The 15,314-nt window shown below is 60.4% G+C and carries 15 protein-coding genes; 4 read left to right on the top strand and 11 right to left on the bottom strand.

Features of this window, described 5'->3' with window-relative positions; genetic code table 11:
• A partial coding sequence (locus ACIQ39_RS13925; protein WP_396435204.1) for a 4Fe-4S binding protein occupies positions 1-242 on the bottom strand: 242 nt, incomplete at its 3' end.
• A gap of 153 nt (positions 243-395) precedes the next feature.
• Here ACIQ39_RS13925 and ACIQ39_RS13920 point away from each other — a divergent pair.
• Positions 396-1,514 carry a helix-turn-helix domain-containing protein gene (locus ACIQ39_RS13920; protein WP_396435203.1) on the top strand — a complete coding sequence of 373 codons (1,119 nt, stop codon included), beginning with the start codon at positions 396-398 and terminating at the stop codon, positions 1,512-1,514.
• A gap of 12 nt (positions 1,515-1,526) precedes the next feature.
• Here the strand turns inward: ACIQ39_RS13920 and ACIQ39_RS13915 are convergent, their stop codons facing one another.
• The 10 genes from ACIQ39_RS13915 to ACIQ39_RS13870 all read right to left on the bottom strand — a co-directional run bounded on the left by ACIQ39_RS13915 (position 1,527) and on the right by ACIQ39_RS13870 (position 11,993).
• Positions 1,527-2,354, bottom strand: a complete 828-nt coding sequence (locus ACIQ39_RS13915) for a substrate-binding domain-containing protein (protein ID WP_396435202.1) — start codon at positions 2,352-2,354, stop codon at positions 1,527-1,529.
• A complete protein-coding gene (locus ACIQ39_RS13910; protein ID WP_396435201.1) occupies positions 2,351-3,079 on the bottom strand; it encodes an ATP-binding cassette domain-containing protein in 729 nt (242 codons plus the stop codon). Before ACIQ39_RS13910 ends, ACIQ39_RS13915 begins: the two co-directional genes overlap by 4 nt.
• Positions 3,076-3,819 (bottom strand): ABC transporter permease, encoded by a 744-nt coding sequence (locus tag ACIQ39_RS13905; RefSeq protein WP_396435200.1) that lies wholly within the window; start codon positions 3,817-3,819, stop codon positions 3,076-3,078. Before ACIQ39_RS13905 ends, ACIQ39_RS13910 begins: the two co-directional genes overlap by 4 nt.
• Before the next feature lie 136 nt (positions 3,820-3,955).
• On the bottom strand, positions 3,956-5,752 hold the full coding sequence (locus ACIQ39_RS13900; protein WP_396435199.1) for a TRAP transporter large permease subunit: 1,797 nt from the start codon (positions 5,750-5,752) through the stop codon (positions 3,956-3,958).
• Entirely contained in the window at positions 5,752-6,354 is a 603-nt protein-coding gene (locus ACIQ39_RS13895; protein ID WP_396435198.1) for a TRAP transporter small permease subunit, read from the bottom strand. The genes ACIQ39_RS13900 and ACIQ39_RS13895 overlap by 1 nt, the downstream gene beginning before the upstream one ends.
• A 124-nt stretch (positions 6,355-6,478) precedes the next feature.
• A complete protein-coding gene (locus ACIQ39_RS13890; RefSeq protein ID WP_396435197.1) occupies positions 6,479-7,609 on the bottom strand; it encodes a substrate-binding domain-containing protein in 1,131 nt (376 codons plus the stop codon).
• Between the two features lie 96 nt (positions 7,610-7,705).
• The gene (locus ACIQ39_RS13885; protein ID WP_396435196.1) at positions 7,706-8,785 is read right to left on the bottom strand and encodes a TRAP transporter substrate-binding protein; all 1,080 of its coding nucleotides are present in this window, start codon (positions 8,783-8,785) and stop codon (positions 7,706-7,708) included.
• 193 nt (positions 8,786-8,978) lie between these two features.
• On the bottom strand, positions 8,979-10,826 hold the full coding sequence (gene dxs / locus ACIQ39_RS13880) for a 1-deoxy-D-xylulose-5-phosphate synthase (RefSeq protein WP_396435195.1): 1,848 nt from the start codon (positions 10,824-10,826) through the stop codon (positions 8,979-8,981).
• A 1-nt stretch (position 10,827) separates the two neighbouring features.
• On the bottom strand, positions 10,828-11,733 hold the full coding sequence (locus ACIQ39_RS13875) for a polyprenyl synthetase family protein (protein ID WP_396435194.1): 906 nt from the start codon (positions 11,731-11,733) through the stop codon (positions 10,828-10,830).
• Positions 11,730-11,993 (bottom strand): exodeoxyribonuclease VII small subunit, encoded by a 264-nt coding sequence (locus tag ACIQ39_RS13870; RefSeq protein ID WP_396435193.1) that lies wholly within the window; start codon positions 11,991-11,993, stop codon positions 11,730-11,732. The genes ACIQ39_RS13875 and ACIQ39_RS13870 overlap by 4 nt, the downstream gene beginning before the upstream one ends.
• 276 nt (positions 11,994-12,269) lie before the next feature.
• Here ACIQ39_RS13870 and ACIQ39_RS13865 point away from each other — a divergent pair, with 276 nt between their 5' ends.
• The 3 genes from ACIQ39_RS13865 to ACIQ39_RS13855 are packed head-to-tail and all read left to right on the top strand — an operon-like array spanning position 12,270 to position 15,235.
• Positions 12,270-13,397, top strand: coding sequence for an aromatic ring-hydroxylating dioxygenase subunit alpha (locus tag ACIQ39_RS13865; RefSeq protein WP_396435192.1), 1,128 nt, complete (start codon positions 12,270-12,272; stop codon positions 13,395-13,397).
• 17 nt (positions 13,398-13,414) lie between these two features.
• Positions 13,415-14,302 carry a DMT family transporter gene (locus ACIQ39_RS13860; RefSeq protein WP_396435191.1) on the top strand — a complete coding sequence of 296 codons (888 nt, stop codon included), beginning with the start codon at positions 13,415-13,417 and terminating at the stop codon, positions 14,300-14,302.
• Positions 14,303-14,329: 27 nt separating this feature from the next.
• Positions 14,330-15,235 carry a sulfurtransferase gene (locus tag ACIQ39_RS13855; RefSeq protein ID WP_396435190.1) on the top strand — a complete coding sequence of 302 codons (906 nt, stop codon included), beginning with the start codon at positions 14,330-14,332 and terminating at the stop codon, positions 15,233-15,235.
• The last annotated feature ends 79 nt before the right edge of the window (positions 15,236-15,314 follow it).

The raw sequence follows: 15,314 nt of genomic DNA, 5'->3' as shown, positions 1-15,314 counted from the left end.
ACCACTTTGGCGCCGGTGGCTTTGTCCACGGTGATGGCTTCCACAGGGCAGGCATGCAGGCACCAGGCTTCGTCGCACTGGGTGCAGGTGTAGGGCACTTTTTTGCCGGTGTGATGGAAATCAAACACCTTGATGCGCGATTTGGAGGTGGCGTATGTGCCGTAGTTCTCGAAAGAACAGGCCATTTCGCACTGCAAGCAGCCGGTACATTTGTCCGGATTGATGTGCAGGACTTTCTGCATGTGTATCTCCTGTGGTGGAGCGGACTTTTCAAGGCCGCGCTTATGAATCAGAATGCATAGCCATTGTTGTTGCATACCCCTTCAAACCGATACGGATTAACCCTAGGTTTAGCAGGGTTGGCGCAAAAATTCTCAGCTTGATACACATCCGCCATGCCCCTCACACCCCCAAGCTCTGACCGCCTGTCACGCATTGAGTTCGCCCGCGACCTGGTGTTTCAGGGGCGCTCGGGAGACCTGGATACAGCACTGTCACCTTGGATCACACGCTCTTGGCAGCGCTGCCTGTCCATGGGCCTGGAGCCGAGCCAGGCGGTGAGTTTTGAGGCCATTTCAAGCCAGCAGATGCGCCGTGTGCAAGAGGCCAGCCGCCCACTGGTGCAAGCGGCCCAGCCGGTGCTGGCCGAGCTGGCGCGGGCCATTGTCGACATCCGTTATTTCGCTATTTTGACCAATGCCCAGGGCATCGTGGTGGACGTGCACGGCCCGGTGGACCGGCAGGACCGCCGCGCAGAGGTGATCGCCCGTGTGGGCGTGAATTTGTCCGAAAAAGCCGTGGGCACCACCGCCATCAGCGCCGCATTGACCGAGCTGCAACCGGTTTGGCTGCACCGGGGCGAGCATTTCTTCCAAGACACCGGCATCTACAGCTGCGCAGGTGCCCCAGTGTTTGGGCCCGATGGTTTGTGCGCCGGCATGCTCGACCTCACGGGCATCGAGACCACAGAGCGCCCTGCCCTGAAACACCTGGTGCGGCGCTCGGCCCGCAGCATCGAAAACAGCTGGCTGCTGTCCACCAGCCACGCGCTGGTGCTGCGCTTGAACTGGCCCGGTAACCAACCCGGTGACGACAGCGACGGCTTGCTCACGCTGGACAGCGATGGCCACATCGTGGGGGCCAATCCGACCGCACGGCAAATGCTGTCTTTGTCACCCGCCACCCACGGCCAGACACTGCACGCCAGCGAAGTGTTTGCCTCGTCTTGGGAAAGTCTGTTCGATGCGGCCAGCCGCCAGAGTGGCATCCAGGAACTGCCGCTGTGGTCAGGCCTGCGCCTGCAGACCCAAGCCTTGCAACCAGGCCAGTCGGACACTCAGCCCACAGCGCCAAGGCCAGCCCAAGACATCGCGCCCAAGCCGCTCAAGGATGTGCAAACCGACATGATCCGCGAGGCGGTGAACCAGGCACGCGGCAACGTGGCCGAAGCCGCCCGCAGCTTGGGCATCAGCCGTGCCACCGTCTACCGCAAGCTCGGCATGCCCAAAAGCTGAGCAAGCCTGTGTTCACTTGCCCGCATTCGGGAAAAACAACTGTTCACCCCCAATCTTGTAATCGGCAATCACGCCCTGCCCTGCGGCCGAGGTGATCCAGTCGACAAACTTTTGCGCATCGGCTTGTTTGACGTGCGCATGCTTGGCGGGGTTGACCACCATCACACCGTACTGGTTGAACAAGCGGTTGTCACCCTCCACCAAGATGGCCAGATCGGCGCGGTTTTTGAAGTTGAGCCAAGTGGCACGATCGGCCAGCACATAGCCGCCTGAAGACGCCGCGATGTTCAAAGCCGGGCCCATGCCGCAGCCGCATTCCTTGTAGCCGCTGCCTTTTTTGTCCGCCAAATTGGCCATTTTCCAAAAACGCAGCTCGGCCGCATGCGTGCCGCTCTTGTCACCACGCGAGATAAACGCCGCGTTGCTTGCCGACAATTTGGCCAAGGCCGCCACGATGTCTTTGCCCTTGGTGGCTGCCGGGTCGGCCTTGGGGCCAATCAGCACAAAATCGTTGTACATCACGGGCAAGCGCTTGATGCCAAAGCCATCGGCCACAAACTTTTCTTCGGCCACTTGGTCGTGCACAAACACCACGTCAGCGTCACCTCGGCGCGCCATGTCCAGCGCTTGGCCTGTACCCAAGGCCACCACTTTCACATCCAGCCCACTGGCTTTTTTGAACGCTGGCAGCAAGTGCGCGAACAAGCCCGATTGCTCGGTGGAGGTGGTCGACGACATCACGATCGATGGGGCTTGGGCCCAAACCGAGGTGAGCGAGGTGACCGAGGTGACCAAAACAGCGCACAGCAGGGCGCGGCGGGTGAAGGTTTGAATGCTCATGAAAGTTCTCCTTGAACAAAAGCGTGGGCTGCAGGGCTGCACTCAGCCAGCAGGACGGGGTTGAAAAAATCAGCAACAGGCAGGTCGGCCAAAACGCGGCCGAACTCCAAATAAATCACGCGGGTGGCCAGGCGCTTGACCTGGCCCAGGTTGTGGCTGGCCCAGACCAAGGTCAAAGGCTTGTCAGGTGCTGGGCCTGCCGCAAAGTCGGCCATCAGAGCTTCCACTTCGCGTTTGGCATGCGGGTCGAGGCTGGCCGTGGGCTCATCGAGCAACAAGACATCGGGCTGGCGCACCCAAGCGCGGGCCAAGGCCAAGCGCTGCTGCTGCCCACCCGACAACTGGCGTGCACTTTGCCCCGCCACCGCCTGCAAGCCCACACGCTGCAAGGCCTGCAGGGCCAAGGCCTTCGAGGCGCGCCAATTCAAAGCCAAGGAACGGTCCAGCCACAAACCCAGCGCCACATTGTTCAGGGCCGACAGGCGCAGCATGTGCGGCCTTTGGAACAGCATGGCCTGGCGCACACCCGGCGCTTGGGTCACCTGCCCTTGTGTGGGCGGCACCAAACCGTGCAGTGTGCGCAGCAAGCTGCTTTTGCCCGAGCCGTTGGCCCCCACCAGCGCCACGCGTTCACCCGCCGCCATGCGCAAGCTCACGCCCTTCAAGGCCTGTTGCGCCCCCAGCTGGAGGCTGACCGCGTCCAGCGTGATTTGCGCGGCGCTCATGGCTGCGCACCCACCAAGCCATCGGCCGCCAATGGCCGCGCATGGCGTGCATCACCCCAGCGCCGCAGGCCTGCCACCAGCGCATTGAGCAGCAACACCACCGCCAAAAGCACCATGCCCAGCCCCAGCGCCAGCGGCAGGTCGCCCTTGCTGGTCTCTAATGCAATCGCGGTGGTCATCACGCGGGTGAAACCATCGATGTTGCCGCCCACGATCATGACGGCCCCCACCTCGGATATGGCACGGCCAAAGGCCGTGACGCCAATGGTCAAGAGTGCCAGGCGCTCGTCCCAAGCCAGCAACCAACTGCGCAGCCAAGGGCCTGCACCCAGCGAGGCCCATTGCTCACCGTGCTGGCGCTCCACGTCTTCGACCACCTGGCGCGTGAGCGCAGCCACCACCGGCACCACCAAAATGAATTGGGCCAAGACCATGGCCTGAAAGCTGAACATCCAGCCCAAAAAGCCCAAAGGCCCGGTGCGCGAGAGCAGCAAATACACCACCAGGCCCACCACCACCGAGGGCAGCGCCAGCAAGGTGTTCAGGCCCACCAGCACCGCACCACGGCCACGAAAACGCGACACCGCCAACCAAGCCCCCAAAGCCACACCCACGCCGTAAGCCAGCGCACAGGCCGTGGCACTGACGGCCAGCGAACGTGCCACCACCACCCACAGGGTGGGGTCCCAAGATGTGACAAGGTTCAGCGCGGTCCACACGCTGTCAGAGAAGGTATTCATGGTGGCGTCCGCATGCTAAGGGACTTGCCACGCCTGCGCATGAGGGCTGTCCACTATGAAACGCTTTGCATAGGCCCCAGCGCACCAACAAAAAACCCGCCGAAGCGGGTTTTTGGGAAAGGCCTGCAGCCATGGCTTATTTTTTATCCGCCTTCATTTCGGCTTCCAAAGCCTTGGCCGGATCATCGCCCTCCTCTTCGTCTTGCGCCTCGGGCTTCAGATCGTCCAAAGCAGCATCTTCGTCATCACGCTCGCCTTCAGCCTCCAACATTTGCTCAAATGCGGCATCCACATCCACTTTCACACCCTCTTGCAGGCCACCCGTGACCAAGGAAGGCACCATGATGATGGCCGCCACCATGATCAACTGCAGCACGATGAAGGCGATCGAGCCTTTGTAAATCTCGGAAGTCGTCACAGCGCGAATGTTTTCACCGGTGACACGGTCTTTGTAATCGCTCTTGGGTGCGACGCTGCGCAAATAGAACAAGGCAAAACCAAAGGGCGGCGTGAGGAACGAGGTCTGCAGGTTCATCGCCACGATCACCCCGAACCAGATCATGGCCTGGTCGGCCGTCATGCCAGGCACCATTCCAGGCAAGATCTTCTCGGCCACAGGGGCCAGGATCGGGATCACGATGAAAGCGATCTCGAAAAAGTCAATGAAGCATCCCAAGATGAAAATCAGAATGTTCACCACGATCAAGAAACCGATCGCACCACCGGGCATGCCAACAAACAGGTGCTCCACCCAGATGTGGCCATCGGCTGCATTGAAAGTGAAACTGAACACGGTGGAGCCGATCAGGATGAACAGCACAAACGAGGCCAGCTTGGCCGTGTTTTCCAGCGCCTGGTTCATCAAAGGCATGCTCAAACGGCGCTTGCCAATGGCCAAAATCAAGGCGCCCAAAGCGCCCATGGCACCGCCTTCAGTAGGCGTGGCCACACCTAAGAAAATGGTGCCCAGCACCAAGAAAATCAGGATCAGCGGCGGCATCAAGACAAAGGTCACCTGCTCGGCCAATTTGGACAACAAGCCCATGCCCGTGACACGGTTGACAATGGCCAGCGACAAGGCCACCAAAGAAGCGACCGTCATCGACATGATGACCACCTCATCAGACGGCGCTGCTTGCGTGCGCTCCAGCCAGGCCATCATGATGCTGTCGTGCGCCGAGGCCCAGGCATAACCCACCACCACGCACAAAATCAACAAGAACATCAAGGACACATGGCCCGATTTGCCATTGGCTTCACGGTAGATGCGGGCCTCAGGCGGCAAGGCGGGCACCATGGCGGGCTTGAAAATCGCCACCACCACAATGAACAGCACATACAAACCCACCAGCAGCAAGCCGGGAATCAAAGCACCGGCGTACATGTCACCCACCGAGCGGCCCAACTGGTCGGCCAGCACGATCAACACCAAAGACGGCGGAATGGCCTGCGCCAAAGTGCCTGAGGCGGTGATGGCCCCAGTGGCAATGACCCGGCTGTAACCGTAACGCAGCATGATGGGCAAAGAAATCAAGCCCATGGAGATGACCGCAGCCGCCACCACGCCGGTGGTGGCAGCCAGCAAGGCCCCCACCAAAATCACCGCAATCGCCACCCCGCCGCGCACCGGACCAAAGACTTGGCCCACGGTTTCCAGCAAATCTTCAGCCATGCCGGATTTCTGCAAGATGATGCCCATGAAGGTGAAAAACGGGATGGCCAGCAAGGTGTCGTTTTGCATGATGCCAAATATCCGCAGGGGCAAAGCCTGGAACAGCGAGGGCGGGAACAAGCCCGCTTCCATGCCGATGTAGCCAAAACCCAGACCGCAAGCGGCCAAGGCAAAGGCCACCGGAAAACCGGTGAGCAGCAGCACCAACAGGCCGCCAAACATGATGGGCACAAAGTTTTGTGCCAAAAAAGTCGCTTCCATCAACGTGCTCCCTGAACTTGTTCTTGCGCCAGTTTTTCCAGTGCCAGCAATTCCTTTTGCTCATCCGACATGGCCTCTTCCGAGGACAAAACGTCTTCGCCCTGCCCCCACAAAAAGGCCAATCGCTTGATCAATTCTGAGATGCCTTGCAGCATGAGCAAGGCAAAGCCGGCAGGCACCAGCGCATACACCGGCCAGCGGATCAGACCACCGGCGTTCGATGACATTTCACCCGTGGTGTAGGCCTGCATGAACAGCGGCCAGGACAAGTAAATGCAAATGGCGCAAAAAGGAAACAAGGCCAGCAAGATGCCGCCCACGTCAATCCAGTTGCGGGTACGCGGGCTGAGCATGCCCGAGATGAAGTCAATGCGCACATGCGAGTTTTTGAGCAGACCGTAACCGGCACCCAGTAAAAACACCGCAGCAAACAAATACCATTGGATCTCCAGCAGCGCGTTCGAGCTCGAATCAAACGCCTTGCGCACGATGGCGTTGCCCGCACTGATCAAGGTCGTGGCCAAAATCAACCAGGTGGTGAAAAGTCCCACGCTTTGATTCAAACGGTCAATGCCCCGTGAAATCAACAAGAAAAAAGACATGTCGTCCTCCAGGAAATCTGGCGCGATTGTAAGTCTGAGAGTACCGGCCAAAGCGCATTCACGCCAAATGCTTCAGTTGATATTTTTGACGGGTGCCACGAGCGCATTTCAAAGTCGCTAAAAATCAAGGGCTAACCCTTGAGGGGGCGCGCTCCGATTTGAATTGCCACCATGGCAACATGCTGCGCAAAGACTGCACCTGACCCGCATCGGCGGTGGTGGTGTATCCGGCCATCGTTTGCAAACGCCGCTGCCAAGCCGGGTCGCTGAGCAGTGATCGCAATTGCCGAACGGGCTGGCTGTTAAGGGCCGATGACAGACACACCAACCAATATCGTTCTGGATACAAAGACACGAAATCGAGCCCGTGCACCTGCGCAGCACTGGCGATACCCAAGCCTGTATCGGCCTGACCCGCTGCAATGCAGGCGGCCACTGCGCTGTGCGAATTTTCTTCGTGCGCATAGCCTGTCAGGTCCGAAGCCTTCAAGCCCAAAACTTGCAGGGATTGGTCCAACAACAGACGTGTGCCCGTTCCCTGGCTTCGGTTGACATAGCGCACCCCGGCATGGTGTACGTCCGCCAAGCTTTGCAAATGCAAAGGATTGCCCGGAGCCACCATCAAGCCTTGCGCACGCGTGGCAAAGCCAATCAGCTTGTGCTGACCGGGCTTGAGCAAGGGCTTGTAGGTACGGGCCACCAGCGAATGCGCATCGGGTTGCCACGGGGCATGAAAACCCGCCACGTGGCATCGCCCTTCGTTCAAGGCGCGAATGGCGTCGACACTGCCACAAAAGCGCAGGTCCAGGTGCAAGGACTGGGCTGCGGCTTCTTCACGCAGCATGACCAAAGCATCGTCGTGGCTGGCATAGATGCCCAAGGCCTGGTGTGAGGGGTCAAAGGCCACCGCAAACGTTTTTTCCAGCTCGGCCTGCAGGGCGCTGATTTGGGGCGCCAAGCGGGCTTGCGCCTGCCGCTCGGCCCACAGCAGCTTGTCGGCAAAACCGGTCAGCCGAGCGGCCTGCCCCTTTTCCCAGACAATGAGAGGCTGCCCCAAAGATTGCTCCCACCGCTTGAGTTCGCCCCAGACATGGCGATAAGACAAGTCGAGACCTTTGGCAGCTCCCGCAATTGAGCCGGCGTGTCGCACCGCCTGCAACAAGTCCATGAGGGGGTTGCGCAAGGGGCTGTTGCGGTTGCGCGTCGCCTCTTGTCCCGGCGGGACCCATTGGTAGGAAAGATCGATGTGCTGCATGGGATGAAGTTTGCCTGATGCAGATGTTCTGACCTGGCGTTACCCAAAACAAAAGGCCCCGAAGGGCCTTTTGTGGTTCATGCAAGTGGGGCTTAATTACAGCTTGGCCGATTGCATGTAGTTGTCGAAGCGTGCTTCGGTGAAACGGAACCACTGGTTGGCTTCTTTACGGAAGGCCGAGTAGTCAGCGTAGATTTTTTTCCAACCTGGGTTCTTTGTGCCGATTTCTTCGTAAAGGGCCATGGACTCTTTGAAAGCCGCGTCCATCAAATCCTTGGGGAAAGGGAACAGCTTGGCACCACCCGCCACCAAAGTTTTGAGCGCTACTGCGTTGCGTGCGTCGTAACGGGCTTGCATGTCGGTTGCGGCATAGGCCGAGGCCGCCTCGATGATGGCCTTGTACTCGCTGGACAAGCTGTCGTAGGCTTTTTTGTTGACGTGCAGGTCCAACTGAGGACCGCCTTCCCACCAACCTGGGTACGCGTAGTTCTTGGCCACTTTGTAAAAGCCCAGCTTCAGGTCGTCGTAAGGACCCACCCACTCGGCCGCATCGATCGTGCCTTTTTCCAGCGCTTGGTAAATCTCGCCGCCAGGAATGTTCTGGGGCACGCCACCGATGCGCTCAACCACTTTGCCTGCAAAGCCGCCCACGCGGAATTTGGTGCCCTTGAAGTCTTTCAGTGACTTGATGGGTTTGCGGAACCAGCCACCCATTTGAGCGCCTGTGTTGCCCATCACGAAGTTGACGATGTTGTAGTTGTTGTAATGCTCACGCATCAATTTCATGCCGTTGCCATGCAGCATCCAAGCCGTCATCTGGCGGCTGTTCAAACCAAAGGGAATGGCACAACCCAAAGCAAACACTTCGTCCTTGCCGAAATAGTAATAAGGCGCGGTGTTGGACATTTCCACAGTGCCGTCTTTGGTGGCGTCGATGGTGCCGAAAGCGGGCACCAATTCACCGGCCGCGTGGGTGGTGATTTCGAACTTGCCGCCGGTCATTTCCTTGACCTTGGCTGCGAACACATCGTTCACACCAAACAAAGTGTCCAGCGCCTTGGGAAAGCTGGAAGTCAGACGCCAGCGCAGGGCTGCTTGGGCGTGAACCGCAGGTGCAACACCGGCAGCCAAAATACCGGCCATGCCGGTGTTTTTGATGAGGGAACGACGATCCATGAAGGGACTCCTGTTGAAAGTTAAAAGCACCCCGTAAAAGAGGGCGTTGACTCTTCAGTCTGACGCTATTGTAGGAAACCGCACAGGCGCTTTTGGCAAGGGTTAACCCTTTTTTTCAGTCAGTCTCCACTGAAAAGATCTGAGCCTTCAATGCAGTCACTTGAAATTAATTCAAAAGACTTGCAAAAGGTCATCAGGCCGGCCAATGCTGACGGATGGATGCCACCATGCCCGCCGTATCCAAGCCCTGCAAGGCCAGCAACTTGGCCGGGTCGCCGTGCTCGATGAATGCATCGGGCAAACCCAAATGCAAAACCGGCCGGATGATCTGCAAAGTCTGCAAGGCCTCGGCCACCGCGCTGCCCGCGCCGCCCATGGTGCTGCCCTCTTCCACGGTGACGATGCGCTCATGGGTTTGCGCAATTTGCGCCAACAGTTCAAGATCCAGTGGTTTGACCCAGCGCATGTTGACCACCGTGGCGTTGAGTTGTTCGGCCGCCTGCAAGGCCGGCGCCAGCAAGGTGCCAAAAGCCAAAATGGCCAATTTTTCGCCTTGCCGCCGCACTTCGCCTTTGCCAAAAGGCAAGGTGTCCAGATCGCGCCCAGGCTCGGTGCCCACACCTGCCCCACGCGGGTAGCGCACCGCCACCGGGTGGTTTTGCGCGAACGCGGTGCTGAGCAACTGGCGGCATTCCCGCTCGTCGGCCGGACAGGCCAAGCTCATGTTGGGGATGCAGCGGATGTAGGCGATGTCGTAAGCCCCCGCATGCGTCGCCCCGTCGGCCCCCACCAGGCCCGCGCGGTCCAAGGCGAAAACGACGGGCAGGTTTTGCAGCGCCACGTCGTGGATCAGCTGGTCGTAGCCGCGCTGCAAAAAGGTGGAGTAAATGGCCACCACGGGTTTCAGGCCCTCGCAGGCCATGCCGGCGGCAAAGGTCACGGCGTGCTGCTCGGCGATGCCCACGTCGTAATAACGCTTGGGAAAGCGCTGGTGAAAAGCCACCATGCCCGAGCCCTCGCGCATGGCAGGGGTGATGCCCACCAGGCGCATGTCTTTCTCGGCCATGTCGCACAGCCACTGACCAAACACCTGGGTAAAAGTGGTTTTGGCGGGCGCTGCCGCTGGCACCAGGCCCACACTGGGGTCGAACTTGCCAGGGCCGTGGTAGGCCACCGGGTCGGCTTCGGCCTTGTCATAGCCCTGGCCTTTTTTGGTCACCACATGCAAGAACTGCGGGCCATCCAGGTTTTTGATGTTTTCCAGCGTGGGGATCAAAGACTCCAGGTCGTGCCCGTCGATCGGGCCGATGTAGTTGAAGCCGAATTTCTCGAACAGCGTGGCGGGCACCACCATGCCTTTGGCGGTTTCTTCGAGGCGCTTGGCCAGCTCGAACAAAGGCGGTGCATTTTTCAGCACATTTTTGGCCCCGGCCTTGGCCGCCGAGTAAAAACGCCCGCTCATGAGTTGGGCCAGGTAGCGGTTGAGCGCGCCCACGGGCGGGCTGATCGACATGTCGTTGTCGTTCAGGATCACCAGCAGCTTGCACTCTTCGACACCCGCGTTGTTCAGGGCTTCAAAGGCCATGCCCGCGGTCATGGCGCCGTCGCCGATCACCGCAATCGAGTGGCGCGACTCGCCCTTTTGGCGGGCGGCCACGGCCATGCCCAAAGCGGCCGAAATGCTGGTGGACGAGTGCGCCGTGCCAAAGGTGTCGTATTCGCTTTCGTCGCGGCGCGGAAAGCCCGACAAGCCGCCAAATTGGCGCAGCGTGGGCATGCGCTCGCGCCGCCCGGTCAGAATTTTGTGCGGGTAAGTTTGGTGGCCCACGTCCCAGACGATGCGGTCTTCTGGGGTGTTGAAGACATAGTGCAAGGCCACCGTGAGCTCCACCGTACCCAGGTTGGAACTGAGGTGCCCGCCGGTTTGTGACACATTGTTCAGGACGCACTGGCGCAATTCGTCGGCCAAGTGCGGCAGTTCTGTGCGCGACAGGCGGCGCAGGTCAGCGGGCTGGTCGATGGTCTTGAGCAAATCGGTCATGTCAGTTGTTTCTTTCTACCACCATCGCGGTCAAGGCGCGCAAAGCGGCCAAACGGGCCTCGGGCAAACCGGTGTCGGCCAGGGCCTGCACAGCCTCGGCGGCCAGCACATCGGCATAGGCCTTGGCCGCATCCAGCCCCATCAGGGCCACATAAGTGGGTTTGTCAGCGGCTTCGTCTTTGCCTGCAGTCTTGCCCAGCGTGGCCGAATCGGCCGTCACGTCCAGGACATCGTCCACCACCTGAAAGGCCAGGCCCAGCGCCTGTCCAAAACGGCTCAAGGCCGCCTGCACCGGGGCGGGCACGCCTTGCACACAGGCCGCGCCCATTTGCACACTGCACAACAGCAAGGCCCCGGTTTTGAGGCGGTGCATTTGGCGCAGCTGCTCTTCGCTCAGGCGCTGGCCCACACTGGCCAAGTCGATCGCTTGGCCTGCGGCCATGCCTTGGTAGCCCGAGGCGCGGGCCAGCAAACCCACACAAGTGGCTTGCACCGCAGCGCTCACGCTGGTGTCCTGTGGGGTCAACATTTCAAAAGCCAAAGTCTGTAAAGCATCCCCCGCCAGCAGGGCCTGCGCCTGGCCAAACTGCACATGCACCGTGGGTTTGCCGCGCCTGAGCACATCGTTGTCCATGCAAGGCATGTCATCGTGCACCAAGGAATAGGCGTGGATCAGCTCAATGGCGCAGGCGGCATTCAGGGCCGCCGCGCTTTGCAAAGCGTCGCCCACCGCCTCGGCCGTGGCCAGCACCAGCAAGGGGCGCAGGCGCTTGCCGCCGTCGAGCACGGCGTAGCGCATGGCCAGGCCCAATTGGGCGGGCGAGTCGGCGGCGATGCCTTGCGACAGCGCCTGCTCAAGCCGGCCCAGATGCGACTGCATCCAGGTGTGGAGGTCAAAAACGCTCATGCACCACTCCAGGGCTTGACTTGCCCGCCGTCCAGCACCTGAATCTGATCTTCCACCGCCTTGAGCTTGTCGCGGCAAAACGCCAGCAAAGCAGCGCCGCGCTGGTAGCCCGTCAAGAGCTGGTCCAAAGGCATTTGGCCCGATTCCAATTGACCGACCAGCGACTCCAGCTCAGCCAAAGCCAATTCGTACGTCGCGGGCAGGGGCACCGCTGCAGCATGGGTGAGATCGGCGGGGTCGGGTTGAGCGGCCTTGGGCATGGAAGTTCCGGAACCAAAATTCTGATTTTAGGCTTGAAGCCTTGTCCAAGCTGACACAAGTCCGCGTCAGGGTCTTCGGGCCGCCATCAGGTCAGCGTTTTGCGCCACGGCAAGGCCGAAGCTGGGCATTGAGACGGCTCAAAGAAGGGCCTCAGCGCCCGGGTTAGAATCGCGGCTCACCGACAGCACCTCCTGTCATTTTTTGCGCTTTTTTCTCAGGAATTCAGCGCGTTGTTCCTGCCCCTTCATAGGGGGAGTCTCTAGGTCAGGTCATCCATGTCTGATTTAAGTCTTCAACTGCAGCAGGCCGCAAGCCAACTACCAGTTTCCACTTATTTCGATGAGGCGCTGTTTCAGCGCGAATTGAACACGCTCTTTCGGCCAGGCCCCCGCTATGTGGGCCACCAGCTGGCGGTGCCCCACCCAGGCGACTACTGCGCCCTGCCCCATGAGGGAGAGGGTCGCGCCTTGGTGCGCAACGCCCAAGGCGGGGTGGAACTGGTGTCCAACGTCTGCCGCCACCGCCAAGCCCTCATGCTCAGCGGCCGGGGCAATCTGCACACGCCACAAAAAGGCAGCGCAGGCGGCAACATTGTCTGCCCGCTGCACCGCTGGACTTATGCACCCAATGGCCAATTGTTGGGCGCACCGCACTTTGCGCAAGACCCCTGCCTGAACCTGAACAACTACCCCTTGCGCGAATGGAACGGCCTGCTGTTTGAGGACAACGGCCGCGACATCGCGGCCGATCTGGCGAACATGGGTCCGCGCGCACAACTGAGTTTCGACGGCTACGCGCTCGACCGGGTGGAGTTACACGAGTGCAACTACAACTGGAAAACCTTCATTGAGGTGTATTTGGAGGACTACCATGTGGGCCCCTTCCACCCGGGGCTGGGCCAGTTTGTCACCTGTGACGACCTGAGTTGGGAGTTCAAAGAGCACTATTCGGTGCAGACCGTGGGTGTGTCGGCCGGTTTTGGCCAACCCGGCTCGGACGCGTACAAGACCTGGCACGAGGTGCTGCTGAAATACCGCAACGGCCAACTGCCCGAGCGCGGCGCGATTTGGCTGACCTACTACCCGCACATCATGGTCGAGTGGTACCCGCATGTGCTCACGGTGTCTACCTTGCACCCGATCAGCCCCAGCAAAACCCTGAACATGGTGGAGTTTTACTACCCCGAAGAGATCGTGGCCTTTGAGCGCGAATTCGTTGAAGCCCAGCAAGCGGCCTACATGGAAACCTGCATCGAAGACGACGAGATCGCCGAGCGCATGGACGCGGGCCGCCAAGCCCTGCTGGCGCGCGGGGACAACGAAGTGGGCCCTTACCAAAGCCCCATGGAAGACGGCATGCAGCATTTCCACGAGTGGTACCGGCAGCAAATGAACGGCATTTGAAGCGGCGCGCCCCCCCGATGCAAGCCTCTTGGATGATTTTGGCGTCGCTTTTTTTTGCGACCATGAGCGTGTGCATCAAATACGCCGCGCCCCACTTTCACACTTTTGAGTTGGTGTTTTTTCGGGGCCTGATCGGCATCGCCTTCATGGCCGCGCTGTGCAAAGCGCAAGACGTGTCACTGCGCACCCCCATCCCCTTGATGCATGTCTGGCGCTCTGTCATCGGTGTGGCCTCTTTGTCGGCCTGGTTCTACGCCATCGCCCACCTGCCACTGGCCACCGCCATGACCCTCAACTACATGAGCGGCGTCTGGGTGGCAGCGTTTTTGATCGGTGGCACTTTGGTGATGGGACGACTGCAAGACATCGGTCGCCAAGGGCCCTTGGTGCTCACCGTGATGGCCGGTTTCAGCGGGGTGGTCATGATCTTGCGCCCCACCATCGAGCAAAACCAGCTGTTTGCGGGCGTGATTGGCCTGCTCTCGGGGCTGGGCGCGGCACTGGCCTACTTGCAAGTGGCCGCCTTGGGCCGCTTGGGCGAGCCCGAGCAGCGCACGGTGTTTTATTTTTCCATCGGCACCACCGTGGTGGGCGGTGTCGCCATGCTGTTCACTGGCGCGAGCGCCTGGACTTGGCCAGCGGCTTTGTGGCTGCTGCCCATTGGGGTGTTGGCCGCCCTGGGACAACTGAGCATGACCAAGGCCTACACCCAAGGCTCCACCCTGGTGGTGGCCAATTTGCAGTATTCGGGCATTGTGTTTGCCGCCTTGTACGGTTTGTTTTTATTTGGCGACCAGATTCCCTTCATTGGCTGGGCGGGCATGCTGCTCATCATCGCCAGCGGCATCGCCGCCACCGCCTTGCGCAGCCGCGCCCTGCCCCGCGCCCCCGCTGAAGAACACTGAAGAACCCCCGTTTTTGGAGACCCTGCCATGTACAACTTGCTCATCACCGCCGCCCAATTGCAAGCCCTGCAAGCCCAAGGCACCCCCCTCGCCGTGCTGGACTGCAGCTTTGACCTGATGAAACCCGAGCTGGCCGATGGCATTTTTGTCAGCGAACGCATCGCCGCTGCCTTGCCCGCGCATCTGGACAAAGACCTGAGCACACACGCCCCAGGCCAAGCCGTCAACGGCGGGCGTCACCCCTTGCCGCAGCGCGAGGCGGTGGCGCAGTGGCTCGGCAGTCTGGGCATTCACAACGGCATGCAGATCGTGGTGTACGACCGCAACAACAGCGCCTACTGCGGCCGTCTGTGGTGGATGCTCGAATGGTTGGGCCACGACGCGGTGGCGGTGCTGGACGGTGGCTTGCAGGCCTGGAAAAACGCAGGCGGTGCGCTGGCCTCTGGCCCTTTCGATTCATCTGCGGCCTCGGCTGATCTCTCGTCTGTTCCCTCGCCGTCAAGCGCTGCCGCACCGGCGCGTTTTGTGCTGCATCCGCCGCTGCGCCAACTGGTTTTGACCGAGGCCGTGTCGGCGCAATTGGGCCGCCCAGAGCAAACCATTGTCGATGCCCGCGCTGCGGCGCGGTACCGCGGCGAGGTGGAACCCCTGGACCCGGTGGCTGGCCACATCCCCGGCGCTTTGAACCGGCCTTACACCGACAACTTCAGCGCTGACGGCCGCTTCAAAAGCCCCGAGCAACTCCAAGCCGAATGGACCCAAGTGCTGGCAGGCCGCCCGGCCAGCAGTGTGGTGCACCACTGCGGCAGTGGCGTGACCGCCGTGCCCAACCTGCTGGCCATGGAATTGGCCGGTTTCGGCCCCACTGCGCTGTATGCAGGCAGTTGGAGCGAGTGGTGCACCACACCCGGTCTGCCCTGCGCGCGCTCTTGACGAGCGTTTGGCGTCTTAGCTTGAGGGTTGAGGGTTGAGGGTTGAGGGTTGAGGGTTGAGGCTTGAGGCTTGAGCGTGA

Origin of the sequence: Limnohabitans sp. (assembly GCF_044361645.1) — a bacterium.
Classification (GTDB): domain Bacteria; phylum Pseudomonadota; class Gammaproteobacteria; order Burkholderiales; family Burkholderiaceae_C; genus Limnohabitans_A.
Note: the sequence above shows the minus strand (reverse complement) of the source record. Positions and strands in the feature narration are given on the sequence as shown.

Coding starts and splice junctions, on each gene's coding strand:
- ACIQ39_RS13920 (WP_396435203.1), top strand. CDS start 396: ATGCCCCTCACACCCCCAAGCTCTGACCGCCTGTCACGCATTGAGTTC.
- ACIQ39_RS13915 (WP_396435202.1), bottom strand. CDS start 2,354: ATGAGCATTCAAACCTTCACCCGCCGCGCCCTGCTGTGCGCTGTTTTG.
- ACIQ39_RS13910 (WP_396435201.1), bottom strand. CDS start 3,079: ATGAGCGCCGCGCAAATCACGCTGGACGCGGTCAGCCTCCAGCTGGGG.
- ACIQ39_RS13905 (WP_396435200.1), bottom strand. CDS start 3,819: ATGAATACCTTCTCTGACAGCGTGTGGACCGCGCTGAACCTTGTCACA.
- ACIQ39_RS13900 (WP_396435199.1), bottom strand. CDS start 5,752: ATGGAAGCGACTTTTTTGGCACAAAACTTTGTGCCCATCATGTTTGGC.
- ACIQ39_RS13895 (WP_396435198.1), bottom strand. CDS start 6,354: ATGTCTTTTTTCTTGTTGATTTCACGGGGCATTGACCGTTTGAATCAA.
- ACIQ39_RS13890 (WP_396435197.1), bottom strand. CDS start 7,609: ATGCAGCACATCGATCTTTCCTACCAATGGGTCCCGCCGGGACAAGAG.
- ACIQ39_RS13885 (WP_396435196.1), bottom strand. CDS start 8,785: ATGGATCGTCGTTCCCTCATCAAAAACACCGGCATGGCCGGTATTTTG.
- dxs (WP_396435195.1), bottom strand. CDS start 10,826: ATGACCGATTTGCTCAAGACCATCGACCAGCCCGCTGACCTGCGCCGC.
- ACIQ39_RS13875 (WP_396435194.1), bottom strand. CDS start 11,733: ATGAGCGTTTTTGACCTCCACACCTGGATGCAGTCGCATCTGGGCCGG.
- ACIQ39_RS13870 (WP_396435193.1), bottom strand. CDS start 11,993: ATGCCCAAGGCCGCTCAACCCGACCCCGCCGATCTCACCCATGCTGCA.
- ACIQ39_RS13865 (WP_396435192.1), top strand. CDS start 12,270: ATGTCTGATTTAAGTCTTCAACTGCAGCAGGCCGCAAGCCAACTACCA.
- ACIQ39_RS13860 (WP_396435191.1), top strand. CDS start 13,415: ATGCAAGCCTCTTGGATGATTTTGGCGTCGCTTTTTTTTGCGACCATG.
- ACIQ39_RS13855 (WP_396435190.1), top strand. CDS start 14,330: ATGTACAACTTGCTCATCACCGCCGCCCAATTGCAAGCCCTGCAAGCC.